Here is a 24,974-nt window from a genome sequence, read left to right as displayed (position 1 = left end):
TTCTCTACCTCAATTCTTCCGTCAGCAGACGGATTTCCATAGTAGGACTGATCCGTTCATATAAGATATTATACACTGCATTGGTAATCGGCATGTGTACATTGTAATGTTCGTTGATTTCTTTGATTCCCTTTACGGCAAAGTACCCCTCAGCAATCATGAGCATTTCCATCTGTGCTGATTTTACGGAATACCCTTTCCCTATCATCGTTCCAAAAGTCCGGTTCCGGCTGAATTGAGAATAAGCAGTTACCAGCAAATCCCCAAGATAAGCGGAACTTTTTATATCCCGGTGTATGGGATGAACTGCCGCTACAAAACGTTCGATTTCCTGTATTGCATTGGAGATCAGGACCGCCTGAAAATTATCTCCATATCTCAGTCCGTGACAAATCCCGGCCGCAATGGCAATCACATTTTTCAACACCGCAGAATATTCCGTCCCGTAAATATCATCCAAAATACTGGTCTTCACATAATGGCAATCGAAAGTCTGGGCGACTTGACGGGCAATTTTCAGGTCATTGCTGGCAAAAGTCAGGTAAGACAAACGCTCTAATGCAATTTCTTCAGCATGGCAAGGACCGGAAATAATCACAATTTGCTCCAAAGGTACACCGAAATAATGATTAAAAAATTCCCCGATAATCATATTATCATCGGGTATTAATCCTTTGATAGCCGAAACGACAACTTTCTTCTTTAACGGAACAGTTATATTTGCTGTCACATTTTTCAAGAAAGCACTGGGGATGGCAAAAATGATGACATCACACATGCCGATCAGTTTATTTATATCATCGGTAAAGGTGATTTTAGAGAGATCAAATTCGACCTCACAAAGATAACGCGGATTATGACTTAAAGCCCGGAAAGCTTTGATGGTATCGAAATTCCGCATAAACCAATTGATATGGTCATTTGTTTCCGTCAATATTTTGGCTATAGCCGTAGCCCAACTTCCTCCTCCGACAATACCTAATCTGGGTTTTTCTGGTAGTTCCATGATAATAGGTTTATATTTACGATCTGCAATTTACGACTTTAATCGTAAAACATACATCTGAAATCTCAAAGTTATTTCCCTGTCCACCTTTTTACATCCTCCTGGGAAGGCGCTGTCAATCCCAGTTTTTCCTTTTTGTTGATTCCGCAAAGCTGCTGATGCAGTTTATTGGGATTCTCTACTGCTTTCAGGGCTTCAACGGTCAATATTCCCGCTTTTTTCACCACTTCTATCCATTCTTTGGGGACTCCTGCCTCTCCGAATTTATCTTCTCCGTCTACCGCTATCTTCTTTTCGGGTTTCATCTGAGGGAAAAACAACACATCCTGAATAGAAGGGCTATCGGTAAGGAACATACACAAACGGTCGATACCTATTCCCATACCTGAAGTCGGAGGCATACCATATTCCAGCGCCCGTACAAAATCGTAATCAATATACATGGCCTCGTCATCTCCCCTTTCCTGCAATTTCATCTGCTGCTGAAAACGGTCCAGCTGATCGATGGGATCATTGAGCTCGGAATAGGCATTTGCAACTTCTTTCCCGTTGACAAACAACTCAAACCGTTCCGTCAGATCCGGATGGCTTCTGTGTTTCTTTGTCAGAGGGGACATTTCCTTCGGATAGTCATAAATAAAGGTAGGCTGAATATAGTGTCCTTCACATTTTTCGCCAAAAATTTCATCGATCAGTTTGCCTTTTCCCATCGTTTTATCCACAGCTATCCCCATTTCTACGCAAGCATCATAGAGCTCTTCTTCGCTCATTTTTTCAATATTATAACCTGTATATTCCAGAATGGCGTCCGTCATCCGGATCCGGCGGAAGGGAGGAGTAAAATCGATTTCCTGATCCCCGATCCGGGTTTTCAGGGTACCATTTACAGCCATAGCTGCACGGGCGATCATCTCTTCCGTAAAATTCATCATCCAGAGATAATCTTTATAAGCCACGTATATTTCCATACAAGTAAACTCCGGATTATGTGTCCTGTCCATTCCTTCATTCCGGAAATTACGTGAAAACTCATATACGCCTTCAAACCCGCCTACAATCAACCTTTTCAGATACAACTCATTTGCAATTCTCAAATACAAAGGAATATCCAAAGCATTGTGATGCGTAATAAAAGGACGGGCAGAAGCCCCTCCCGGAATAGCCTGTAAAACCGGCGTTTCTACTTCCAGATACCCCTGACTGTTAAAAAATTCCCGAATCGCATTGATCATACGGGTTCTCTTTACAAACACTTCTTTTACCTGAGGATTCACGATCAGGTCCAAATACCGTTGCCGGTAACGTAACTCCGGATCCGTAAAAGCATCGAAAACTTTTCCGTCTTTTTCCTTTACAATAGGTAAAGGACGCAAAGACTTCGACAACATAACCAACTTCCGGGCATGTACAGAAATTTCTCCGGTTTGCGTACGGAAAACATACCCCTCTACACCAACCAAATCCCCAATATCCATCAACTTTTTAAACAAAGTATTATAAGCTGTAGCGTTTTCGTCCGTTGAGATATCATCCCGGCTGACATACACCTGAATTTTTCCTGTAGAATCCTGCAATTCAAAAAATGAGGCTTTACCCATAATCCGGCGACTCATCATTCTTCCGGCAATAACAACCTCCCGTTTCGGTCCGGCATCGTCAAAATTTTCCTTTATCTCTGCTGCCCGGCCTGTTACCTTAAATTCTGCAGCGGGATATGCCTCTATTCCCAATTTCGCCAATTCCGCCAAAGAGTTACGGCGGATGATTTCCTGTTCACTTAATTCAGAAAAACCCATTTTTATTATAATTTAAATAATTTATTATCAGTACATTAATTTCCACATTCCTTTCCGGGACTGCAAAGATAATAAAAAAATAAAGAGAAAACTATCTATTCGTTTGATTTGTAACTGCATACCTTTTTTATGTTTAAACTGTTGAAAAATTATACTTTTTTAGTTTTGAAATAACAAGGAATTTCCGCTTCTTTGTATCAGAATTGGAAAAAAGTATAATGAAAAAAAGATGGGTTATAAACACTCCCCCGGAGGAAAATAAAATATCAGAACTAGCACATAAATTAAATTGTCCCCCCGTTATTGCAAACCTTCTGCTGCAAAGGGATATAGACACAGCAGAAAAAGCACAGGCCTTTTTCTACCCTTCCCTCAGCATGCTTTACGATCCGTTCTTAATGAAAGATATGGATAAGGCTGTAGATCGTTTGGACAAGGCGATCGCCCAAGAGGAAAAAATCTTAATATACGGAGATTACGATGTAGACGGTACCACTGCTGTAGCTTTACTTTATAAATATCTCAAAAACAAGTGTAATCATTCGAATCTCGAATACTATATCCCGGATCGATATACGGAAGGTTATGGCGTATCTGTAAAAGGCATAGATTATGCCGCGGAAAATGACTTTTCCCTCATTTTAGTGACAGACTGCGGAGTGAAAGCAGTGGAAAAAGTCCGGTATGCTAAAGAAAAAGGCGTTGATATCATCATCTGCGACCACCATACACCGGGAGATTCCTTGCCGGAAGCAATTGCCGTACTGGACCCTCAGCGGAAAGATTGTAATTATCCTTATAAATGGCTCAGTGGTTGCGGGGTAAGTTTCAAACTGGTGCAGGCCCACAGTATAAAACACAATCTGCCGATGTCGGAACTTTATAAATTGCTGGACCTTTTATGTGTCAGCATTGCCAGTGACATTGTGCCGATTACCGGGGAAAACCGGATCCTGGCTCACTACGGGCTTCAGCAGCTAAATGAAAAACCCAGTTTAGGACTTAAAACCATCATTGAGGTCTCCGGTATTGACAAAGAAATTACAATAAACGATATTGTATTCCGGATCGGTCCCCGGATCAATGCTGCCGGACGGGTCGAATCGGGAAACAGAGCGGTTGACTTATTGGTATCCGATGAGCGGTTCTCTGCCAATGGTATCGCGTCTGATATCAATATTTTCAACGACCGCCGGAAAAAACTGGATCACGACATTACAGAAGAAGCCATCGCTCACATTACCCACTCTGAAATAGAACCTTCCCGGAAAACGACTGTTCTTTTCAACCCCAAATGGCATAAAGGCGTCATCGGAATTGTAGCTTCCCGTTTGACCGAGTCCTTTTACCGTCCTACTATTGTGCTGACCGAATCCAATGGTATGGCGACCGGTTCAGCCCGCTCCGTTGAAGGATTCGACCTCTATTATGCCATTTCTCAATGCAGTGAACTACTGGAAAATTACGGGGGCCATAAATATGCTGCGGGCCTGACCCTGAAAATTGAAAATATAGAACCTTTCAAAAAGAAGTTTGAGCAAATAGTACAGGAAACGATCAATGAAGATATGTTAACGCCTCAAATTAATATTGATGCGAAAATCAAACTCTCCGATATTACCCCTGAACTCTACAATATGCTTCAGAAATTCGCTCCTTTCGGACCGAATAATACCATCCCGGTTTTTATGACCGAAAATGTAACCAATTTTATTGGTACCCGCAGGGTCGGAAGAAACAATGAACATTTAAAACTCGTTGTAGTGGATGATACCCGTATCTGCAACGACCGCAGCGGTATTGGTTTCGGAATGGGATATTTATACGAAGAAGTAAATTCCGGTCAATATTTTAACATTTGTTATTCACTTCAGGAAAACGAATTTATGGGAAAAGTCGATATACAGATGATGCTGAAAGACATTAAATTCCATAATCCGGAAAAAACAGAAGAATCCTGACCCTAAAGAGAGATATGCAAAGTTTATCTTCGAAATTGTTAGAAAAAGCAGTAGAACAGTTTGCTTTATTACCGGGAGTAGGCAGAAAAACGGCCCTGAAATATGTACTTTTTATGCTGAAAAAAAAGCCCGAAGAAGTTCACACTTTCCTTCAGAGCCTGGAGGATTTGAAAACGAACCTCCGGGAATGTCCGCAATGTCACAATATTTCCGACAACAATCTCTGTGAAATATGCAGCGATTCCAAACGGGACAACTCTTTAATCTGTGTAGTGGAAAGCATCAAAGATATTATGGCCATAGAAGCCACCTCCCAATACTACGGTCTCTATCATGTATTGGGCGGCATTATATCCCCTATGGAAGGTATAGGCCCGGCAGATCTGCATATCAACAGCTTACTTGAAAGAGCCGGCAAACCGGAAGTAAAAGAAATAATCTTTGCCCTCAGTGCTACGATAGAGGGGGATACTACCGGTTATTACATTTATAAAAAACTCAAAAACAAAGAAGCTCTTTCTATTACAACGATCGCCAAAGGTATATCTGTCGGTAACGACCTGGAATATACCGACGAACTGACGCTTGGACGGTCGATCCTCCACCGGGTATCTTTTACAGGCAACTGATTCAGACTTGAATACCTGTCAGGACGAAGCTGAACACAGCAAATACATTCCTTATAACAAAGTAAAAGCAAAAGGCATCAAATCGCTGGCCTTCAGGCAGATTGATTCCTGTTTACCGACCAGTATGACATCGAAATCCCCATGACGCCTGATCATTTCCATCATTACCTGCCTGCATGCCCCGCAAGGAGGGACAAACTCTCCTGTCTGTTGTCCTCCGCTGGCTCCTGCTACAGCCAAAGCCTTTATCCCTATACCCGGATAACGGGCCCCGGCATAATACAATACAGTCCTTTCTGCACACATTCCGCTGGGATAAGCAGCGTTTTCCTGATTCGTTCCGGTCAATATCTCCCCATTTTCCAACAAGACAGCAGCTCCCACTGAAAAACCAGAATAAATACTATAGGCATCGGGTAAAACCTCTACCGCCATTCGACACAACAATTCATATTCTGAAGGATAAGAATTTTTATAAACAGTATAATCAATCTTAACTTCTCTTTTATCCATTGCTTATTTTTATTACTTTTACGTCGTCGTACAGGATTTGTAAAGTTCGTAAAAGTTTATTAAAAGCAGAATATAAAAAGAACTTTTTTTATTATTTTCTGATCCTTTTGCATTACGGGAATATGAAGAAGCTTACTAAAATATTTTTAATCTTATTGTTAAGCAGTTTAAGCCTAACTGTTTTTAGCCAGTCCAGAAAAGAATTTATCCGAAAATATAAACACATTGCCATTAAAGAAATGGAAAGAACCGGTATTCCTGCCAGTATAAAACTGGCTCAGGGTATTCTGGAGTCCGGCTGCGGACAATCGGATCTTTCCGTCAATGCGAACAATTATTTCGGAATAAAATGCCACGAATGGGTAGGTCCGACCTTCCACATGGACGACGATTCAGCCGACGAATGTTTCCGAAAATATAAAAATCCGGAACAATCCTGGATTGATCACAGTGAATTTTTAGTCAACCGCCCCCGTTATGCCGGCCTTTTTAAAATTCCGTCCACCAATTACAGAGCCTGGGCAAAAGGATTAAAAGCAGCCGGATACGCGACAAATCCCCAGTATGCGGATATGCTTATCAAAATTATCGAAGAAGAAGAACTTTATAAATACGATCATCCTGTAGAACGTCCGCTCACTCAACCGGAAACCGTAACTGCTTCCGGGAAAAAGCCCCCGCTTTCTCCCTCTGCAACGAAACCCACATCCGTCAATTACCGGAAACGGGAAGAAATGCGGAATGGCCTCATTTGTATTGAAATCCGGGAAGGGGATTCTTTCGAAAATATTGCAACGTATTACGGTATAAAACTCCGGAAGCTATTGCAGTACAACGATAAAAAAGACCCGTCCCTGACGATCGGACAATATGTATATTTAAAAAAGAAAAAAAATAAAGCAGCCAAAGGATATGAATTTCACCGTGTAAAAACAGAAGATACTTTATATTTGATATCCCAGATGTACGGAGTAAAACTTAAAAGTCTGGTTAAATTCAATTATATGGACAGCAATGTCCCCCTTATTGAAGGAGAAAAGATTTACCTGAGAAGCAAAGCTGGAATTTAATATTTTGGATACGTACTAACAGTAAAAAATGGGAAATAGAACAAATACATTTCTGTCATTCAATACGCCTTTCGGGCTCCTTATGGGAGGATCTTTTATTATAGCTTCCTATATGTACTTCCGGTATAACGGGAATATTTATGCTAATCCGGCTCTGGACAGGACACTCACTTTCCTGTACATCATCGGACTTTTTATTCAGATCCGCAGATACCGGGAAAGCCCTGAATTACAAGGGTACATTTCCTATGGAAAAGCTTTAAAAACAGGCAGTTTTTTATCTGTGGCCACTGCTTTTGTATACGCGGTTTATACTTTTTTTATTTACTCTGCTCATCCGGAAACCCTGAAGAATTACTTATCTACCGTAGAAACGGTATTTAAAGAACTTTATCCGAATTCTCCTTTGGCGGACAATATGACGCAAATGCTGAATGCTTTTACAACACCTGTTTCCATGGGATTTTCCGAATTTATATCCAAAACATTGATGGGAATCATTTATACATTGATTATAGCTGCTTTTTTGAAAAAAAGAAACCCGGCAGAAAGTTAGTTTTTCGACGTTCAAACAGTAATTTAAACTTGTAAATCGAATCTCTATGAATATTTCCATAATTATCCCGCTCTATAACGAAGAAGAATCCCTGGCCGAACTGACAGCATGGATTGAAAAGGTAATGAAAGAAAATCAATTTAGCTACGAGATTATTATGGTAGACGACGGAAGTACGGATCACTCCTGGAAATGTGTAGAAAATTTATCCGCCCGTAATTCTGCTATACGCGGCATAAAATTCAGACGCAATTATGGAAAATCAGCAGCTTTACACTGTGGCTTTCAGGTAGCGCAAGGAGAGGTTGTCATCACTATGGATGCCGATATGCAAGATAGCCCGGACGAAATACCCGCTCTTTTTCAAATGATAGAAAAAGAGGATTACGATATGGTATCGGGATGGAAAAAGAAGAGATACGACCCGCTCTCCAAAACAATCCCGACCAAAATATACAATGCTACAGCCCGCAAATTCTCCGGACTGAAATTACATGACTTTAATTGCGGACTTAAAGCTTATAAAAACAAAGTCGTGAAAAGTATAGAAGTATACGGAGAAATGCACCGGTATATACCGATTTTAGCCAAACAGGCCGGATTTACCAAAATCGGAGAAAAAGTAGTACAGCACCGGGCCCGCAAATATGGTAAAACAAAATTCGGAGGTCTGAACCGCTTTATTAACGGTTTTCTGGATTTATTATCCATTTCTTTTATTACCCGGTTTGCCAAAAAACCCATGCATCTTTTCGGAGCTTTAGGTACTTTTTTATTTCTGATCGGCTTTTGTTCTATCGCCTGGATCGGAATAGAAAAATACATGTATCTCGTCAAAGGCATCCGTGCTTCTCTGATTACAGACAGTCCTTATTTTTACATAGCTTTAACCTGTATGATACTCGGCACTCAATTATTTTTGGCCGGGTTTGTAGCTGAGCTGGTTTCCCGGTCTGCAGTCGACCGGAATGTATACCAAATTGACAAAGAAATCTGAATGGAAGGGGTAAATGTTTAAATGTTCAAACGTTTAAGCGCTTAAACGTTCAAACAATCCTATGCTTTTTTATCCGTATGTACGGTCCAGATGGTCTCTGCGGTACAATGCACCCGTTCACCGGATAGATCTTTTACCTGGTGGTAAACAATTACGCGATCCCCTTCGGAGAATAGGTGGTAATAGGAATTTATAAGACTATCCGGCATAATTTCGTGTTCATACACGATTTCTACTTCCGTCAATATATGATTTTTAAGAAAATCAAAAGGCAAGGAATTCGTAATCCATCTCATATAGGAAGCTTGGGTCACATGCCCGTTAAAATCGATATTATCAAAAGTTGCTGTAAACTGACGGTATTCCTGAAAATCCGTTCCCTTCTCCTTTTCATTCATCAAATGTGTAAGAGGCAGTTTTTCAATCTGATGGGAAGTACTCATTTCCACAACCTTTGCTGATTGACGTATGGGTCGTCTCCTGTTTAAATCGACAGTCATCCACTCGGAAGTGGCCCTGACAATTTCTTCTCCGTTTTCCCTCAACATCCGGTAATCTCTCAAAGCAAATAAACGGTCGATTCCCGAAGGCCAGGTTTCCAGCACCACTTCCTCATCGTGATGAGGCATTTTGTGAATTTCTATATGCAGGCGATGCAACATCCAGGTTAAACCCGCTTTATTCAGGGTATCTACATCTACTCCCAGAAGCTTGGTTTGGCCTTCGGCTACATCATTAAATAAATCACATAATGTCTTAATAAACAACCGTCCCTTATAATTAGTATAATGGTTATATATCTTAATTTTTTCCGAATATTTGGTAATTACCATCTTTCCTTATTTTCAGGTAAAAATAAGGATATTTCAGCAGACTTCCATCTTCCGAAGTAAAAAGTTAAATTCCTGCGGCTGAATTTTTCTCTTCCTTCTGCCCTTTAAAATAAACCGGCAAGTTTCCCTCTTTCCGGAGTCCTTCTTTCCTAAAAGAAATTAAGATAATGTAACAAATAGAAGGGATATTTCCGTACAAACAGTAAAAACCGTTATAAATGCAAAATATCTATATCTTGGTATTGTTGTATCTGTTAGCTGCCTGTACAAAAGAAAAAAGTAGTGAATCCTTTTCTTCTCCCCGGCCGGTAAAAGTCGTAAAAGTCGGTTCACTCAGCACCATAGACAGGACCTATACAGGTACGGTAGAAGCGGAAGAATTCAGTATTCTCGCGTTCAAAGTTGCCGGAACACTCACCTCCCTTCAGGTAGAAGAAGGTCAGATTATACCGAAAAACGATCTCATTGCCCGTATCGACCCGATAGACTACCAACTTAACTATCAAACGGCAGCATCCAATTACGAAACGGCAAAATCCATATACGAACGTACCGATCGCCTCTTACAGCAGAATGCAACAGCTGTTCAGAATCTGGAGATTGCACAGGCCGATTATATCCGGGCAACTTCCGCCCTCAATATTGCCAAACGTACTTTGGGATATACCCGGCTTCTGGCGCCTTTCAAAGGACTGATTGAAAAAAAATATGTGGAAAACTTTCAGGAAGTACAAATAGGAGAACCCATTGTCCGGCTAGTAAATCCCGATAAACTCAACATCCGGTTTATTTTACCGGAAACCGCCATTTCACTTATGCAAATTCCGAAAACCATTTACGTACAATTTGATACTTATCCGGAACATTGGTTCCGGGCTGAAATCAAGGAATATATTTATTCTTCAGATGGTTCCGGTATACCTGTAACACTGAGAATTAATGATCCGGACTTCGACCCTTTCCGGAAAGAAGTTTATCCCGGTTTTTCTGCAAAAGTTCTGCTCAAAATAGAAAATACAATCTCCGATAATTTTATCATCCCTGCGAGTGCTTTACTTTTCGAAAATAACCGGTATTACATCTGGTTAGTCAATCCGGAACAGATGACTGTGCAACGTCATCCCGTAAAAGTTTTGTTTTTCGAAGATAAAGCGCTGATCAAAAAAGGACTTTACCAAAATGATATCATCGTCACCGCAGGTGTATCCGACTTAAAAGACGGACAGAAAGTGAGTATACAAAATTCAAATACGAATCAATAAAACCGGAATTATGAGTTTTTTAAAGGAATTTAAAGCTTTTGCCATGAAAGGCAATGTGGTCGATATGGCCGTCGGCATTATCATCGGCGGAGCTTTCGGCAAAATCGTATCGTCTCTGGTAAGCGACATCATCATGCCACCTATCGGGCTCTTAATCGGAGGGGTAAACTTCAAAAACCTCGTCATACACCTGAAACCCGCAGAAGTAGATCCTACAGGAAAAGTTATTGAAGCAGTCAATATCAATTACGGAAATTTCATTCAAACCAGTCTGGATTTCCTCATTATAGCATTCTCTATTTTTCTGGTCATTAAAGGAATGAACAGCCTCCGTAAAAAACAAGTTCCTCCTCCCCCTCCTGCTCCTCCGGCTCCAACGAAAGAAGAAACTCTGCTTACAGAAATCCGGGATATTTTAAAAGAGAAAAAAAATCAATAACCTTCTTATTTTTTCCGGGGAAAACAAAAACAAATACCTCCTGCCGCAAAAATTAACGCCTCCCGGTTAAACGGAATGCAGATTGCTGAGTATGTATCAGCTGCTACAATTCATTTATCCGGGAAGCGCCGGTGACAGGCAGTCAACTGTACCTCCTTTCCGATCCTGAAAGGCTACGGACAGATGTGTTTAATTATCTCTCCTGCAATATTATTTCTATCACATAATCGACATCGGTAGGGATCTTCCCTAATTTTAAAGTTACTCCCTCCTTGTCCTGACGGAAACCGACAGGGTTTCCATTTTGATAAACACTGGCCTTCTTTACTTTTACGCCTTTCAAAGGAAGATATAGAACTGTATCCTGTACATCCAGCAGATGTACATACAGAACATTCCCTTTCTGGGTCGTCACTCCCCAATGATGCGGAGCAATAATTCCGGCCCGGGTCCCGTATATTGTATTCCCGTATATCTTCAGCCATTCCCCCATCTCCTGCAAGCGTTTCACAGATTCTTCGGGGATTTCCCCATTCGGACGGGGCCCTACATTCAGCAAAAGATTACTGTTATTCCCGGCCGCTTTCACCAGGTAACGAATTAGATCTTCTGTGGATTTAAAGTTGTGGTCCTGTAGATTATATCCCCAGGTCCTGTTCATGGTCTCACAAGTTTCCAAAGGTAAAGTTCCGATTTCAGATTCTCCGGAATAGCCGGCAGTATTCTGTCCAGGCAAATCGCGTTCGAACATTTGAAAATCTTCTCCCGCCTTCGGCGCCTGATGATGATTATTCCCGATCAGACAGGCCGGTTGCAAACGGTGAATCAATGCGTACTGTTCTTCTAACCGCCAGGGAGCATCTTTTTTATCCCACCAACCGTCAAACCATATTCCGCCGACAGTTCCGTAATTCGTCAGCAATTCCGTCAGCTGGGCATCTGTAAATTTCAGATAATTTTCCCAATTTCCTTCCGCTTTCCTTCCGGTTTTATGTCCGGTCCGTCCTAAAGGGAAATAGTCGGGATGATGCCAGTCCAAATGGGAATAATAAAAAAACAATTTTATTCCGGCTTTTTTGCAAGCCTCTGCCAACTCTTTTATCACATCGCGTCCGAAAGGTGTGGCATCAACAATATTATAGTCCGACTGCCGGGTGGCAAACATCGAAAAACCGTCGTGATGCCGGGAAGTAATGCAAATGTATTTCATGCCCGCCTTTTGAGCAACCGCTACCCATTCTTCGGCGTTGAACTTAGAAGGATAAAAACCGGCCGCCAATTTTTGGTATTCTTTCTCATTCAGACCTTTCTGTTCCAATACCCACTCTCCGCTTCCCAGCATACTATAGATCCCCCAATGGATAAACATTCCGAAACGGGCATCCCGGAATTCCTCCCGGTTTTTCAGATTCTCGGCTGATGGAACATAAACCGCTGCCTCCTGTCCGTTTACCCCTATCCAGGTACACAGCAGATACAGCATAAATAAATAATATTTCATGGTATTTTTTATTTAAAAGTAAAAAATACCCGAAAAACACTTGTTCCTGATTTCTGCCAACCGATTTTTCCGCCTGATATTCTTACGGCTTCCGGTACCAGCCCCTTCCCACAAAGTATTTTTCGGATATTTCAAAAAACATTTTTTGAATCCCGTTTTATTCTTTCCTTAAAAATTCAGTTTATAACCTACAGAAAGCTGGAATACATGATTTTTATTAGACTTTCCAATAACATCCTTATCAAAAACATTTGTCAATCCGATATTATAACGGGCAGAGAACATTATCCCCATATCCAGTTCATAAGAAGCACCGACAGCCAGACTCAATCCCACAGTATTGAGATTATGCAATTTTACTTTAGTCGTTGCATCTCCGACTTTCAACACATCTTTTGCATTTAAAGCAAATTCCAATTGAGGCCCTACTTCTACATTTAATCTATCCCAGACATTTAAACGGGCTAAAACGGGTATATTCAAATAATTTACCCTTATCATTTCCTTTACTTTAGAACCCTCATAATCATATTTATCTCTTGCTCCTTGCCGGGAATACAACAATTCAATCTGCATCCCGACAAAGTCAGTAAATTTCACATTAGCAAAACCTCCGATATGAATGCTCGCCTTATTGTTCATATCAAAATAATTAGTGAGATTGGTTACGTTTAACCCCACTTTAGGACCAAAATTTAAATCAGACTGAGCTTTTACACTTCCGAAAAATGCCACAGCGACAACTAACAATAAAATTCTTTTCATATCACACTCTTTTTGGTTATTATTCTAGAACAAAGTTAAAAAATATTTCATAAAAATAACAAAAATCGTGCCGCGATAAGAGACTCAGCCTTTCCTCTTCACTATCCTTTTAATACCTGAAATAAAATAAGCTTAAATATACAGGTGTTTAAATGTTTAAAATGTGCAGGTATTTAAAAGTCAGAGCGGTTGAATGAGGAAAGATGGAATAATGGCACTTTGTGCCGGATGAAGGTTCGTCTGACAACTCACGGATTCACGAACCTTCGGTCCTGATTAAAAATAAGTAAAAACCTGAATTTTATCCTGCACTGAAATGTAAAACGGATTCCAAAGATAACATTTACCTATAGCTAAGAGCTTTTGGAACATTTAAACACTTATACACTCTATCCCCGCAGTCTGTAAGATAAAAAAAGAGACCGTCAAAAAATGAACGGTCTCTGATTTATAAAAAACAAAAGAATTACCAATTAAACTTATAACCCACTGAAAATTGGAATACATTGTTTTTATTGCTTTTTCCAAAAGTATCCTTGTCAAAAGCGTTGCTCAATCCCAGATTGTACCGGGCAGATACCAAAAACCGGTCGAACAGATCATAAGACAACCCCAAAACGAAGCTAGCTTCTATGGAGTTCAGATCATGCATCTTATCTTTTACAGTTGTTCCTGAATGTTTGTATTTAGATTTGGCATTCAAACCTATTCCCAACTGAGGACCTAAATCCACACTCAAACGATCCAATACATACAAACGGGCTAAAACAGGTATATTCAGATAATTCACCCGGTAATTTACTTTCTCTCTGATTCCGTCGATATCTACCTTGTCTCTCCACCCCTGGCGGGAATACAAAACTTCGACTTGTAAACCGATGAGATCGGTAAAACGGGCTTCTCCAAAAACGCCGACATTGATACTGGCTTTGCTGTTTCCGTGTGAATGAGATATATTACTCACATTTAAACCTACTTTAGGCCCGATCGTGTATTCTGTCTGAGCCTTTGCACTACCCAACAGGGCAATACCCGCAATGAATGCTAATAATAATTTTTTCATTTTAGTTCTAGTTTAGTTCGTTAATAATAAGACAAAGTTATGAAACATTCACGAAATATGGAGGGCATAAAAAACGGGTATCCGCTCAGATACCCGTATTTTATACTATAAAATGTTATGAAAACTTAATAAGTCAACTCAAACCAATGATCTTCATCCGTAGATACCGGAAGTGTACGAACTTTTAAAGTTCCTTTCTTCTGTTCCGGATCAAAATACCAACCCCTCTTTCCTGCTTTAAAGTCAGCGTCCGTGATATTTTTTAAAGCTGTACCGTTCAAAGAAACTTGCAAAGGGGGTTCTCCCGCATGTACGTTCAGTTCATAAGCCCTTTCTTTTAGCCGGCCTTTGTAGTCTCCGCGGGCTTTTCCGATATGTACGGTAATAGTCCCTTTTTTATCTTTAGGTGCAGACATGGAAATAAGGGTTTTGGCAAACTCTCCTTTCCGGTAATCCCTGCTTAACCCATCGTCTTCATACATGTCAAAAGCGCTATCCCCATAAGGATATAAATCCAAAGTCAATACATCCGCAGGTTTTTCCCATACATAATTCATCTGAGGATACATCGGAATAATCGCTCCCTGACGGATAAATACCGGGCAGATATCCAGAGCAGCCTTATACTTTTTCATCCATTTTCCACCTTCATACTTTTCGCCGGTCCAGTAATCATACCAAGTACCTTGAGGGAAATAAATATCTTCCCGTTCACAAGTTCCCCTCCAATCCCCCCTTTTATACACCGGAGCCACTAACATCCATTCCCCGCTCATAAACTGATATTGAGTAAGTGTATCATAAGTCACTTCGTCTTCCGGGAATTCCAATACCATAGCCCTGACCATAGGGACACCGCTTGTATGGGCTTCGTGGCAATATGTATAGGCATAAGGCATCAAGCGCATTTTTAACCTCAGATACTCCCGGTTAATCTCCTCATAAGGATGTCCGTAAAGCCAGGGTTGCTTATCTACAGGAGCCCATCCGCTCATAGTCATAATAATCGGAGTAAATACTTTCCATTGCAGATCCCGGGTATATGTAAAGGCAGAACCTCCGAATATTCCGTCTACATCACTGGTCGCAGCATTATAGGCTGATAATCCCGCTCCGGTTATTGTCGGAATATGATAGCGGATATAATCAAAATTGCCTGACTGGTCCCCACTCCATACGGTAGAATAACGCTGGGTACCTGCCCATCCACATACCGACCACACAAACCCCCGTTCATCAGAATTCTGCTCTATTCCCTCATAAGCTGCCTTGGTCCCATTTAAAGCAAATTCATAACCCGGTCCGACCCAAGCTACATCTAACTTACAAATACGGGTTCCACATTTTCCAACTTCATAAGCGATCTTATCCACTCCGTTCTCCGTCCACAAGCCGGTATAAAAACCCCGTTTCTTCAATTCCTGCACTACAGAGTCCAGCTTCACATAACCACATCCGTAACCGTCATTGGGTAATATCCATCCCCTTGGCATGTCATGTTCAATATATTTTTCTGCAACCTGTTGTATTACGTCCGGTGTCTGTTGCTTCCAGCCCACCCGTTGTTCCGGTTTATTGTAGCAATCGGCATCTCCCATTGTCAACATCCAGAGAGCAGGCATAAAAGGCTTACCGGTAATATCCGTATAATCATTCAGGATATTTTTCAGAGTCGGTCCATAAAAATAAAAAGCATCAAACCGGTTCTCATCGTGAGAAAGAATACTTGAATACTCTACTTTCATCCCGTCTTCTGCTGCCAGCTGCTCCATCCCGCTAAAGCAATATTTTCCCGGAGCAAAGGTGTTACGGAACACTCCATATCCGTTTGAAGACATATAAAACGGCACCGGATTAGAAACCTGGCCTTCATGCCAACCCGTTATCGATATATCCAAATCTTTTCCTCCATGAGAAAAACGTCCTTGCTGCATTCCTCCTCCATAAAAATGCTCCTTCCCTCCCCTCCTCAATGTCTGAGAAGTCTTTGCCCCGAAAGAAAGAGGCTCTCTCTCTTCAAATATCATTTTTTTATCCCCTTTATCATAAAGGGCAAACCGCAAAGGTTTTTTGTAAACCCGAACGACACAAGCCGGAGTAGTAAAACGGTAATAACGGCTATTTTCACTGACAGAAACGGAAGGATTTTTTATTCCGTAATCCACAACTATTGCATCCCCCGCCGGATTCGTATACTCCCCATCCTGAGCCAGCCATATCCGGAAAATATCGTTCCGGTAGAATATCAGTTTTACTTTCGAATATCCGGAAGCAAATTCAAACTCAGATTTATTCAATTTTTTAAATCCCGTTACTTCCCCAAGGCTCATTTTAGCAGCATACAAACGCACATTCAGCATATCATTGCCCTTCTTCTCATCTTTCCCGTATTTTGTTTCAAACTGAATTTTATGAGAGCCTTGCCGTGACAAATCTACCGGAGGGAAAACGACCATCCGCTCCTCCTGTTTTTCCATAGGTTTCCCCTGTGCATCCACCACCGCTTTTAATTGACGTCCATCCCCTAGACCGGCCCAAACCTCAAAATTCTCCCGAACCGGTAAAGCTCCTACATTCTTAATTTTAATTTTCAAGGTATCGTGAGCCGTAAATTCATTTCCCTCCGGCCGGTGGGATTCCAAACCGATAACAGCCACATCATTGGCATAAGGCTCCGACAATTCGATATCATCTACCATCCAATACCAGGAAAACATTCCTTTCCAGAAAAAACGAAGGTATACGGCAGGCTGATTGGCTGCGATCTCCGATATATCAATCTCCTCCTGAATCGGTTCATGCATATTCGTCGCTGCCGGACGATCCTTTAATACATCGTATTCTTTCCAGGTCTTCCCGTCCTTACTCACTCCTACCCATAATCCTTTATTCTTAGCGGTAAACCAATTGTTCCAACGGAAAGCGTGCTGAAACTTCAATACAACATCGTCCTTTCCTTCACAGTTAATCGCCGGAGTCTGAAAATAGCCGGAAGGATATTCTTTCCGTTGGTTCCACTTTGTCACTTCTTCCCCTGTAAATACTCCTGCCCGGTATTGCATATGATATCCCCGGCTTCCGGAAGCAATCGGAGGGGCCTGCTGGTTAAACTGAAAAGAACCCGGATAAGGCTGATCTGTGATTAACCACTCGTAAGTATGCCCTTCCGCTCCTGTCGAATCCACAATTATCCACCCTTCAGGCAACTTTCCCGAAGAAAAATCCTCTTTCCAAAAACTCTTTTGCTGGGCACTGAGCCACGTACTCATCCCGATAAAAAACACTAATAATAAAAACTTTATCATGCGCTGAATTTTAGAAAATTATAATGATGAAATTTATTCCTTTTTCAGGGTAAACTTACTTATTTTTCTTCACATTCTCGAACAAAATATGAACTTTATAAAAAATTTTACAATAAAAAGTAAAAAAGATTCCTTATTTTTTGCACTCCTGAAATAAAATATCCGGAATAATCTGTCGGAAAGAAATGGTATGCCAGGGAGGTAGGTTAACGCTCGTAATCAGCAAAGCATTAATCCACTTCCGTCAGGAAACATTCATTCCAAACAGACTATCCCGGATTCTCCTTTCTTACTTTATATCACTGATCTTACAAATTTCCATAAAAGAGGCACCCCTCACATACCCGAAACTACCGCCAATCACCAGAATATAATCGTCTTCCTGATATCCGGCTTTTAACAATACATCGGGTATAGCCTGAATAAATTCATCCCGGGAGGTAGGTTTAGCAGTATAGTAAGGACGTATTCCGAAAGAAAGGGCCAGTTCCCGCATCACTTTAGGATTATAACAACGGGCATACACGGGCAGTTCTCCCCGGAAAGCAGATAAATAACGGGCTGTACGTCCGCTCAAGGTATCTACAAAAATCGCTTTTATTGGTAACATTGTCGTCGTCTTCACAGCTACACGCGCAAGTGCTGCTGTCACTTCATTATTGATCCGGACCAGACTTCTTCCGGAATCGGGGGGAGTTGTCGATTCGTTGGCTTCTGCTACTTTTGTCATCACTTCCACCGCTTCCAAGGGATAATTTCCGTAGGCGGTCTCACCGCTCAACATAATAGCGTCTGTACCCATAAAAATAGCATTTGCGATGTCGCTCACCTCTGCCCGCGTTGGACGGGGATGTTCAATCATCGTATGCAGCATTTGGGTAGCGATAATAACCGGTTTCTTGCTCTCAATGCATTTCGTTACAATACACCGCTGAATCTTTGGTATCTTTTCTGCATCTATCTCAATAGCTAAATCCCCCCGGGCCACCATTACCCCATATACATGATCCAGGATTTCATCGATATTATCTACACCTTCCTGGTTTTCAATTTTTGCAATAATTTTAATATCGCTGTTGTGCTGGTCCAGAATTTCCTGAATACCAATGACATCTTCTTTATTCCGGACAAAAGAATGAGCAATAAAATCGAGATGATTCTCGATAGCGAATTCGATAAATGCGCGGTCTTTTTCACTTAAAGACTGCAATTTCATCGAGGCTCCCGGGACATTGACACTTTTTTTGTCCTTGATAAAACCGGGATTCGTTGCTACTACCTCCAAACGATCCTCGTATTTGTCCTGAACGATAAATTCCATATCCCCGTCATCGACCAAAATCTTATCTCCGATTTTAATATCCTGAGCAAAATTCTCATAGGATACATGTACCAGTTTCTGATCCAGGGTTAACTCCTCTTTTCCGGTAATATAAATTACTTCTCCTTTTTCCACCTCTATAGGTACAGCCACCTGTTTTGTCCGCACCTCCGGCCCTTTGGTATCTATCAAAAGAGGTATTTTGTCCGATACTGCCCTGACATTCCGGATTACCTTCATGGCATCATCCAGCGTCTGATGAGCCGTATTCAAACGTACAACATCCATCCCTGCTTCATACAAATCCCGCAGAAAATCGATATCACATCTTTTATCTGAAATCGTAGCTACAATTTTTGTCCTTTTCATATATTTATCATTTTCTTTTGATACTTATCAGGAAATAAAAACTGACAAAACTTCGTATAACTCTATTTTACCTTAAACGTACTGCCTGCTGGCAGGTATAAGAAATCCGCATTTCTTTTATTTATCCGATTCATTTTTCTTCCGAAGCTGTAGAGCCTGCAAAGCTAATTCGTAGGAATGCAGTCCAAATCCGGCTATACTTCCCCAACAAACAGAGGATAAAAAAGAAGTATGCCGGAAACTTTCCCGTTTCGCCACATTGGAAATATGCACTTCTATCACTTTTGCCTTTACCGCCGCAACAGCATCTGCAATAGCTACTGAAGTATGAGTATATCCTCCGGCATTAAAAATAATGCCGTCGTATTCAAATCCCACTTCGTGAATCTTATCAATCAACGCTCCTTCACTGTTCGATTGGTAATAGGCAATTGTCTCCTCCGGATACTTTTTCTGAAGTTCTTTCAGATAGGTATCAAAAGACATTTTTCCATATACATCCGGTTCCCGTACCCCTAATAAATTCAAATTAGGGCCATTTAAAATCAATATTTTCATACGCATTCCTTTGCTCAAAGTTATTTTACAAATTTAGTTATTTTTCCCGTTTTAACTTTCAAAAAAATGATTTTATCATCTGACTTTTTATTTTAATAACAGGAGATATTTTTGTAAAATATATTCCCTTTCCTGGAATTTAATCCGGCTCTGGAATTACGGCATTTACTCATATATTTCATTATTTTCATTCAATTTTAATACACAAAAACCAGTATACTTCAATTTTGGATATAATTAACATATTATGAAAAGAAATATCTTGCATTTTATGCTATTATTATTTTACTTTGTAATGGTAATTTATAAAAACAATAACATAGAATATAAAAAAAATATCTATATTTACCGCTTGATTCTAACCAGTCTCTTTTAACAGAGAAGGTTAAGGTGTTTATATTATATACTTGGGTGTTAATTTAGTATGGATTAAAATAAAAAACAAAATGACTTGGGATAACGCTATTGAAAACTACAAGACTTTTCTTATTTTGGAAAAATCACTTTCCTCCAATTCGGTTGAAGCGTATTTAAATGATGTACGTAAATTGGCTAAATTTTGCGAAGAAGGGCATGAGGTTAAAGAAGTAGAACAAGTAACCTACGATATATTAAAAGGTTATTTGCTTTTTGTAAATGATTTGGGAGTAACAAACCGCACACAGGCCAGGAGTATTTCCAGTATCCGTTCTTTTTTCAAATTTTTAGTATATGATGGAATTTTAACCAGCAATCCTACCAAAATGTTGGAAGCTCCTAAAATCGGACGCAAGCTTCCGAGTATACTTACAGTAGAAGAAATTGATTCTATTTTGAATGCTGTTGAGATGTATAAACCGGAAGGTCAAAGAAATAAAGCTATTATTGAAACCTTATATTCTTGCGGATTAAGAGTATCTGAATTAATCGGTGTCAAAATTTCCAATATCAATTTCCGCATGGGAACGATTAAAATCGAAGGGAAAGGAAATAAAGAAAGAATGATTCCGTTAAGCAAAAATGCAAAACAGGAAATCAAATTATATATGAAAGGATACCGGGACTATTTGGATATCCAAAAAGGGTATGAAGATATTCTGTTCCTGAATAAACGCGGGACAGCATTATCCAGGGTAATGGTATTCAATATCATCAAACATCTTTCAGAAAGGGCCGGGATTAAAAAATCGGTATCTCCGCATACATTCCGGCATTCTTTTGCATCACACCTGGTAAACGGAGGAGCAGACCTGAGAGCTGTACAGGATATGTTAGGACATGAATCTATTCTGACAACTGAAATTTATACCCATCTGGATAATCACTACCTCCGGGATACAATTAATAAATACCATCCCCGGATTATGAAAGAAGAAATTTCAAAAGAAGAAGAAGAAAAAAATAAAAAGAAAAAATAATTCACAAAAGAGCGTTTAAAACGCTCTTTTTTTTATCTTCGCATACCTCAAATAAAAAAAGATGGAAAACAAAGACGATGTTCTGAAAAGGCTGAGCAGTGAAGATCCGGACTCCCGGAAAGAAGCCATTGAAATAATCAAAACAGAAGGAGATTTATCTATCATCCCTGCTGTACTGAATTTATTGTGTTCGGGACAGGATCATGCAATTACATCTGAAGTGATAAGCCTTTTGTCGGATATAAAGGATAATCATTTTAAAGATCTGTTGATTGAACGGATCAAAACGACTCCGGATGCTTTGCCTAAATCCCTTCTCTTACGTATTTGCTGGGAATCCGCCCTTGATTTTTCAGAATATGCCGAAATGTTTGCCGGAATGCTTCTTTCGGAAGATTTCATCGTTGCCCTGGAAGCTGCCACAATACTGGAAAATATGTTCCTTCCGGCACCGGAAACATGTGCATCTATCACACATCTGTTGAAAAATGCTCATACAGGAGAAGAGAAGCAATTTTTAATCGATAATGTTTTACACGCTTTAAGCAAAGCCTGAATCAATCCGTTCCTATTTCCAATAACTCCTGAATCTTTTTGACTTTTTCTGTTAAAGTTAAATCGGCCTCCAACCAATGTATAGAAAAACCCTCCCTCTCCATTTTCCGGAACCAAGTCATTTGCCGTTTGGCAAACTGATGAATAGCTATATTCAATTTTTCAACCATTTCGTCATAAGTATATTGTCCTGTTAGATATAAAGTAATGTATTTATATTCTAACCCGTAATAGATCAAATCTTCAGGAGATATACCCCTATCCAGCAATTTTTCCACCTCTTTTACCATACCACCGGACAATCTTTCGTGTAAGCGCCGGGTAATCTTTTCACGCCGGACTTCCCGGCTCACATCAACGCCCACAATCAAGGGCCTGATTTCAGGATAAGTTTCTTCCGTCTGTGGGTGAGTCTGATAATATTCTTCTATTTCTATAGCTCTCAACGCCCGCTTTACAGTATCTATATCCGTAGTATTATGCAACTTTTTATAATTCGACAAAATCGCTGTTAATTCTGTCAGACTTTTATCCTCTAATTTCTTCCTCAATTCTTCATTCACCGGTACAGCCAAAAGCCTATAGGCTTTTAATACAGCTTCTACATATAAACCGCTTCCCCCGCATAATACCGGGAAAACCTGTCTTTTTTCCAAAGCATTCCAGATTTTTATAAAATCTTTCTGATATTCAAATAGGTTATATTTTGATCCCGCGTCTACAATGTCAATCAAATGGTAAGGAATCTGCCGCCCTTCAAAACAATATTCCTGCAGGTCTTTTCCCGTTCCCAAATCCATCCCCCTGTATACCTGGCGGGAATCCGCACTGATAATCTCTCCGCCCAATTGAGCAGCCATCCGTACAGCTAAAGTTGTTTTACCACTGGCGGTAGGTCCTATTATACACAAAAGGTTAAACATTTTTTCTTTCTTTTCGTACCACATAACGATTTATTTATAGGTGTCTTTTTATCTACAAAATAAATCAAAATATCTCTAAACCCTCATTTAGATACCGGAAAACAAAAATAATCAATAATCACTTTTATCCACCTAAAACATTTATATTTGCAAAATAGGAAATTTTTCTGATCCCTATACAGGGAGCCCGGTACAAGTCCCCGACAAAAGGACCAAAAATAAAACTGAAATATAAACGACCTAAATACAACACTTTATGATAAACGATGAAAACATCCTGATCCGGGCCCTTGAACCCGAAGATTTAGAATATCTCTACAAATGGGAAAACAATATGGATCTTTGGGATGTAAGTGATACCCTTACACCCTTTTCACATTTTGCTTTGAAAAAATACATCGAAAATGCTCACCGGGATATATACGAAACGAAACAGTTACGTCTGATGATTGCCAGCAGAGAAGATAATAAACCCTTGGGGTTAATTGATATCTACGACTTTGACCCTTATCATCAGCGGGCGGGACTGGGAATTATGATTCACAACACCGAAAACCGCCGTCAGGGATATGCCCAAAGTGCCATTAAACTCGTACTGGATTATTGTTTCGAAACATTGGGCCTTCACCAAGTATATAGCAGTGTACCAAGCTGTAATATTGCCAGTCTGAAACTTTTCGAAAGCCTTGGATTTACACAAACCGGTTACCGGAAAGAATGGTTAAAAAGAGGCAGGGAATGGGAAGATGTCATCTATTTTCAATTATTAGCTTCCGACTGGGACCAAGAGGAAGCTTAAAGGACAAAGCAAACGAAAATTTAACGGGTTATTCTGATAAATAACCGATTAAAATTAATTCTATAGTTCAGTATCGTAATCGCCTTTGTAAAAGAAATACGAAAATAATAACTCAGTCGAGGAAACCGTGGGACCTGTGTTCAGGAGATTGATCCGGTATTCTTTCCGGATGCCGGTGCCTGGTCCGGTGTTCTTTCTCGTACCTTTCATATTGACGGTATTGTTCTTCCGTCAGTATTTTCTTTAATTGCTCCGTCATTTCCTCCCGGTGTTTACGTACAATTTCCCGCATATTTTTCCGTTCTCCTTTTTTTTCTTCCAGTATTTTTTTCCGTTTTTGCTGAGAAGTAATCAGCCAAGCTTTCACTTCTTTCTGTTGCTGAACGGTTAATTTTAATTCTTCATTCATCCGTTCCAACATCTTATCCGCTTGCTGTTCCAGAGAAAAATGTTCGTCTGCAGCAGAACGGCTGGAATTAGAGTGACAAGCCGCCATTGCGAAACAAATAATAAAAAACAGTACTCCTTTTTTCATATCTTTTATATTTAATAATAATTCCGGAGTTAACCAACCGATCCCCATCAATGATCTCTTTCCGGAGCATAACCGACTTTATTGAAAACGGTTACAAAATCCGCAAATAAGCCGGAAGACTTACTGCTATTTTTAAGACAAAAAAAACAGACAGAAGTTTATTGTTATTATAAAATCAGGAGTTAACAGATCCACACAGTCGGCATACAGAAAACAAAAGGGAATAAATAACCCGGTTTACTTTTTCAGCATTCAGAAATAGGGGAAGGTCCGGACAAACCAGCACCTTTTCCTGACACTCAATAAATAAACCGGGATAAAATAAAACGTTTACCGGAAAGCTCTATTAATTTCTGTCACGGTGTCTCATATGATTTCCATGCCTTTTCGAACCCTCTCCCTTATAATTTTTACACTGTTGTTGCATGGTCAGATACTGTTTATATTGTTCAGGAGTCAATACTTTCTGGACTGCTGCCTGCATATCTTCATGATTTTTTCTCAGGGCTTCCCGGGTCGCCTCTCTATCCCCTTTACCATTTTGACGGATAGAATGCATTTTCGTAAAGGAAACTTCAAAAACACTTCTCAGTTCCTGTTGTTGCTGTGCTGTCAGGTTCATGTTTTCCTGCATCTTTTCAATCATCCAATTTGCTCTCTCCGGTGCAGACATCCTTCTGTCATGCTTCTGTGCCTGCACTGTCATCCAGGAAAACGCAAAAAAGATACAACTTAAAAATACAATTTTTTTCATTTTAGTCTGGTTTAGTCTGTTTATACTTCAAATCTTTCACTCTCCTCTATTATCCGGATTTTATTCC

General features: G+C 40.2%; 23 protein-coding genes. 10 read left to right on the top strand and 13 right to left on the bottom strand.

The features are described 5' to 3' along the window. Positions 1-4: 4 nt before the first annotated feature. Both Q0465_RS03610 and lysS read right to left on the bottom strand, forming a co-directional pair. On the bottom strand, positions 5-1,006 hold the full coding sequence (locus Q0465_RS03610; protein ID WP_298612915.1) for an NAD(P)H-dependent glycerol-3-phosphate dehydrogenase: 1,002 nt from the start codon (positions 1,004-1,006) through the stop codon (positions 5-7). A 71-nt stretch (positions 1,007-1,077) separates the two neighbouring features. Beyond that, entirely contained in the window at positions 1,078-2,802 is a 1,725-nt protein-coding gene (gene lysS / locus Q0465_RS03605; protein WP_298612913.1) for a lysine--tRNA ligase, read from the bottom strand. A 218-nt stretch (positions 2,803-3,020) separates the two neighbouring features. On the opposite strand from lysS, the gene recJ reads away from it, so the two are divergent. Beyond that, positions 3,021-4,763 carry a single-stranded-DNA-specific exonuclease RecJ gene (gene recJ / locus Q0465_RS03600; protein WP_298612910.1) on the top strand — a complete coding sequence of 581 codons (1,743 nt, stop codon included), beginning with the start codon at positions 3,021-3,023 and terminating at the stop codon, positions 4,761-4,763. A 14-nt stretch (positions 4,764-4,777) separates the two neighbouring features. Beyond that, positions 4,778-5,392 (top strand): recombination mediator RecR, encoded by a 615-nt coding sequence (gene recR / locus Q0465_RS03595; RefSeq protein WP_298612908.1) that lies wholly within the window; start codon positions 4,778-4,780, stop codon positions 5,390-5,392. A 51-nt stretch (positions 5,393-5,443) separates the two neighbouring features. Here recR and Q0465_RS03590 read toward each other — a convergent pair whose 3' ends face one another. Continuing rightward, positions 5,444-5,905, bottom strand: coding sequence for a cytidine deaminase (locus Q0465_RS03590; protein ID WP_298612906.1), 462 nt, complete (start codon positions 5,903-5,905; stop codon positions 5,444-5,446). A gap of 122 nt (positions 5,906-6,027) precedes the next feature. Between Q0465_RS03590 and Q0465_RS03585 the strand changes: the two genes are divergently transcribed. From Q0465_RS03585 to Q0465_RS03575, 3 genes are read left to right on the top strand one after another with little or no spacing between them, the layout of a single operon-like run. After that, positions 6,028-6,975 carry a glucosaminidase domain-containing protein gene (locus tag Q0465_RS03585; RefSeq protein WP_298612903.1) on the top strand — a complete coding sequence of 316 codons (948 nt, stop codon included), beginning with the start codon at positions 6,028-6,030 and terminating at the stop codon, positions 6,973-6,975. A 28-nt stretch (positions 6,976-7,003) separates the two neighbouring features. Beyond that, a complete protein-coding gene (locus Q0465_RS03580; protein WP_298612901.1) occupies positions 7,004-7,531 on the top strand; it encodes a DUF4199 domain-containing protein in 528 nt (175 codons plus the stop codon). Positions 7,532-7,577: 46 nt separating this feature from the next. After that, positions 7,578-8,528, top strand: a complete 951-nt coding sequence (locus Q0465_RS03575) for a glycosyltransferase family 2 protein (protein WP_298612898.1) — start codon at positions 7,578-7,580, stop codon at positions 8,526-8,528. Between the two features lie 59 nt (positions 8,529-8,587). Here Q0465_RS03575 and Q0465_RS03570 read toward each other — a convergent pair whose 3' ends face one another. Continuing rightward, the gene (locus tag Q0465_RS03570; protein ID WP_298612895.1) at positions 8,588-9,361 is read right to left on the bottom strand and encodes an acyl-ACP thioesterase domain-containing protein; all 774 of its coding nucleotides are present in this window, start codon (positions 9,359-9,361) and stop codon (positions 8,588-8,590) included. 218 nt (positions 9,362-9,579) lie between these two features. Between Q0465_RS03570 and Q0465_RS03565 the strand changes: the two genes are divergently transcribed. Together Q0465_RS03565 and mscL are read left to right on the top strand one after the other, a co-directional pair. Continuing rightward, positions 9,580-10,623 carry an efflux RND transporter periplasmic adaptor subunit gene (locus tag Q0465_RS03565; RefSeq protein ID WP_298612893.1) on the top strand — a complete coding sequence of 348 codons (1,044 nt, stop codon included), beginning with the start codon at positions 9,580-9,582 and terminating at the stop codon, positions 10,621-10,623. Positions 10,624-10,633: 10 nt separating this feature from the next. Then, on the top strand, positions 10,634-11,062 hold the full coding sequence (gene mscL / locus Q0465_RS03560) for a large-conductance mechanosensitive channel protein MscL (RefSeq protein ID WP_298612890.1): 429 nt from the start codon (positions 10,634-10,636) through the stop codon (positions 11,060-11,062). Between the two features lie 193 nt (positions 11,063-11,255). Here the strand turns inward: mscL and Q0465_RS03555 are convergent, their stop codons facing one another. The 6 genes from Q0465_RS03555 to aroQ form a co-directional block, all read right to left on the bottom strand. Further along, positions 11,256-12,563, bottom strand: a complete 1,308-nt coding sequence (locus Q0465_RS03555; protein ID WP_298612887.1) for an alpha-L-fucosidase — start codon at positions 12,561-12,563, stop codon at positions 11,256-11,258. A 168-nt stretch (positions 12,564-12,731) separates the two neighbouring features. Continuing rightward, positions 12,732-13,328, bottom strand: coding sequence for a porin family protein (locus Q0465_RS03550; RefSeq protein WP_298612884.1), 597 nt, complete (start codon positions 13,326-13,328; stop codon positions 12,732-12,734). Positions 13,329-13,794: 466 nt separating this feature from the next. Beyond that, on the bottom strand, positions 13,795-14,391 hold the full coding sequence (locus Q0465_RS03545; protein ID WP_298612881.1) for a porin family protein: 597 nt from the start codon (positions 14,389-14,391) through the stop codon (positions 13,795-13,797). A 125-nt stretch (positions 14,392-14,516) separates the two neighbouring features. Continuing rightward, a complete protein-coding gene (locus Q0465_RS03540) occupies positions 14,517-17,696 on the bottom strand; it encodes a TIM-barrel domain-containing protein (protein WP_298612879.1) in 3,180 nt (1,059 codons plus the stop codon). 289 nt (positions 17,697-17,985) lie between these two features. Then, positions 17,986-19,386: a pyruvate kinase gene (gene pyk, locus Q0465_RS03535; RefSeq protein ID WP_298612876.1), complete on the bottom strand. Its 1,401-nt coding sequence runs from the start codon at positions 19,384-19,386 to the stop codon at positions 17,986-17,988. Positions 19,387-19,503: 117 nt separating this feature from the next. Further along, positions 19,504-19,944 (bottom strand): type II 3-dehydroquinate dehydratase, encoded by a 441-nt coding sequence (gene aroQ, locus Q0465_RS03530; RefSeq protein WP_298612874.1) that lies wholly within the window; start codon positions 19,942-19,944, stop codon positions 19,504-19,506. Positions 19,945-20,390: 446 nt separating this feature from the next. Here aroQ and xerD point away from each other — a divergent pair, with 446 nt between their 5' ends. Both xerD and Q0465_RS03520 read left to right on the top strand, forming a co-directional pair. Beyond that, complete coding sequence (gene xerD, locus Q0465_RS03525; RefSeq protein WP_298612871.1) at positions 20,391-21,341, top strand: site-specific tyrosine recombinase XerD; 951 nt, start codon at positions 20,391-20,393, stop codon at positions 21,339-21,341. 61 nt (positions 21,342-21,402) lie between these two features. Then, on the top strand, positions 21,403-21,897 hold the full coding sequence (locus tag Q0465_RS03520; protein ID WP_298612868.1) for a HEAT repeat domain-containing protein: 495 nt from the start codon (positions 21,403-21,405) through the stop codon (positions 21,895-21,897). Position 21,898: 1 nt separating this feature from the next. Here the strand turns inward: Q0465_RS03520 and miaA are convergent, their stop codons facing one another. After that, complete coding sequence (miaA, locus tag Q0465_RS03515; RefSeq protein WP_298612865.1) at positions 21,899-22,843, bottom strand: tRNA (adenosine(37)-N6)-dimethylallyltransferase MiaA; 945 nt, start codon at positions 22,841-22,843, stop codon at positions 21,899-21,901. 232 nt (positions 22,844-23,075) lie between these two features. Here miaA and Q0465_RS03510 point away from each other — a divergent pair, with 232 nt between their 5' ends. Beyond that, on the top strand, positions 23,076-23,618 hold the full coding sequence (locus Q0465_RS03510; protein ID WP_298612863.1) for a GNAT family protein: 543 nt from the start codon (positions 23,076-23,078) through the stop codon (positions 23,616-23,618). 112 nt (positions 23,619-23,730) lie between these two features. On the opposite strand, the gene Q0465_RS03505 is transcribed toward Q0465_RS03510, so the two are convergent. Further along, positions 23,731-24,153 carry a hypothetical protein gene (locus Q0465_RS03505; RefSeq protein ID WP_298612860.1) on the bottom strand — a complete coding sequence of 141 codons (423 nt, stop codon included), beginning with the start codon at positions 24,151-24,153 and terminating at the stop codon, positions 23,731-23,733. Between the two features lie 346 nt (positions 24,154-24,499). Further along, complete coding sequence (locus Q0465_RS03500; RefSeq protein ID WP_298612857.1) at positions 24,500-24,907, bottom strand: hypothetical protein; 408 nt, start codon at positions 24,905-24,907, stop codon at positions 24,500-24,502. Positions 24,908-24,974 lie beyond the last annotated feature (67 nt).

The organism is uncultured Odoribacter sp. (assembly GCF_937966165.1).
In the GTDB taxonomy this organism is placed as follows: Bacteria; Bacteroidota; Bacteroidia; order Bacteroidales; family Marinifilaceae; genus Culturomica.
This window is presented reverse-complemented; position numbering and strand designations above follow the sequence as displayed.

Excerpts from the sequence above, each read along its gene's own strand:
- Q0465_RS03590 (WP_298612906.1), bottom strand. The coding sequence starts at position 5,905 with ATGGATAAAAGAGAAGTTAAGATTGATTATACTGTTTATAAAAATTCT.
- recR (WP_298612908.1), top strand. The coding sequence starts at position 4,778 with ATGCAAAGTTTATCTTCGAAATTGTTAGAAAAAGCAGTAGAACAGTTT.
- Q0465_RS03510 (WP_298612863.1), top strand. The coding sequence starts at position 23,076 with ATGATAAACGATGAAAACATCCTGATCCGGGCCCTTGAACCCGAAGAT.
- Q0465_RS03550 (WP_298612884.1), bottom strand. The coding sequence starts at position 13,328 with ATGAAAAGAATTTTATTGTTAGTTGTCGCTGTGGCATTTTTCGGAAGT.
- Q0465_RS03500 (WP_298612857.1), bottom strand. The coding sequence starts at position 24,907 with ATGAAAAAAATTGTATTTTTAAGTTGTATCTTTTTTGCGTTTTCCTGG.
- Q0465_RS03555 (WP_298612887.1), bottom strand. The coding sequence starts at position 12,563 with ATGAAATATTATTTATTTATGCTGTATCTGCTGTGTACCTGGATAGGG.
- Q0465_RS03570 (WP_298612895.1), bottom strand. The coding sequence starts at position 9,361 with ATGGTAATTACCAAATATTCGGAAAAAATTAAGATATATAACCATTAT.
- Q0465_RS03505 (WP_298612860.1), bottom strand. The coding sequence starts at position 24,153 with ATGAAAAAAGGAGTACTGTTTTTTATTATTTGTTTCGCAATGGCGGCT.
- Q0465_RS03520 (WP_298612868.1), top strand. The coding sequence starts at position 21,403 with ATGGAAAACAAAGACGATGTTCTGAAAAGGCTGAGCAGTGAAGATCCG.
- mscL (WP_298612890.1), top strand. The coding sequence starts at position 10,634 with ATGAGTTTTTTAAAGGAATTTAAAGCTTTTGCCATGAAAGGCAATGTG.
- aroQ (WP_298612874.1), bottom strand. The coding sequence starts at position 19,944 with ATGAAAATATTGATTTTAAATGGCCCTAATTTGAATTTATTAGGGGTA.
- miaA (WP_298612865.1), bottom strand. The coding sequence starts at position 22,843 with ATGTGGTACGAAAAGAAAGAAAAAATGTTTAACCTTTTGTGTATAATA.
- xerD (WP_298612871.1), top strand. The coding sequence starts at position 20,391 with ATGACTTGGGATAACGCTATTGAAAACTACAAGACTTTTCTTATTTTG.
- Q0465_RS03610 (WP_298612915.1), bottom strand. The coding sequence starts at position 1,006 with ATGGAACTACCAGAAAAACCCAGATTAGGTATTGTCGGAGGAGGAAGT.
- lysS (WP_298612913.1), bottom strand. The coding sequence starts at position 2,802 with ATGGGTTTTTCTGAATTAAGTGAACAGGAAATCATCCGCCGTAACTCT.
- Q0465_RS03575 (WP_298612898.1), top strand. The coding sequence starts at position 7,578 with ATGAATATTTCCATAATTATCCCGCTCTATAACGAAGAAGAATCCCTG.
- Q0465_RS03580 (WP_298612901.1), top strand. The coding sequence starts at position 7,004 with ATGGGAAATAGAACAAATACATTTCTGTCATTCAATACGCCTTTCGGG.
- Q0465_RS03545 (WP_298612881.1), bottom strand. The coding sequence starts at position 14,391 with ATGAAAAAATTATTATTAGCATTCATTGCGGGTATTGCCCTGTTGGGT.
- Q0465_RS03540 (WP_298612879.1), bottom strand. The coding sequence starts at position 17,696 with ATGATAAAGTTTTTATTATTAGTGTTTTTTATCGGGATGAGTACGTGG.
- pyk (WP_298612876.1), bottom strand. The coding sequence starts at position 19,386 with ATGAAAAGGACAAAAATTGTAGCTACGATTTCAGATAAAAGATGTGAT.
- Q0465_RS03565 (WP_298612893.1), top strand. The coding sequence starts at position 9,580 with ATGCAAAATATCTATATCTTGGTATTGTTGTATCTGTTAGCTGCCTGT.
- Q0465_RS03585 (WP_298612903.1), top strand. The coding sequence starts at position 6,028 with ATGAAGAAGCTTACTAAAATATTTTTAATCTTATTGTTAAGCAGTTTA.
- recJ (WP_298612910.1), top strand. The coding sequence starts at position 3,021 with ATGAAAAAAAGATGGGTTATAAACACTCCCCCGGAGGAAAATAAAATA.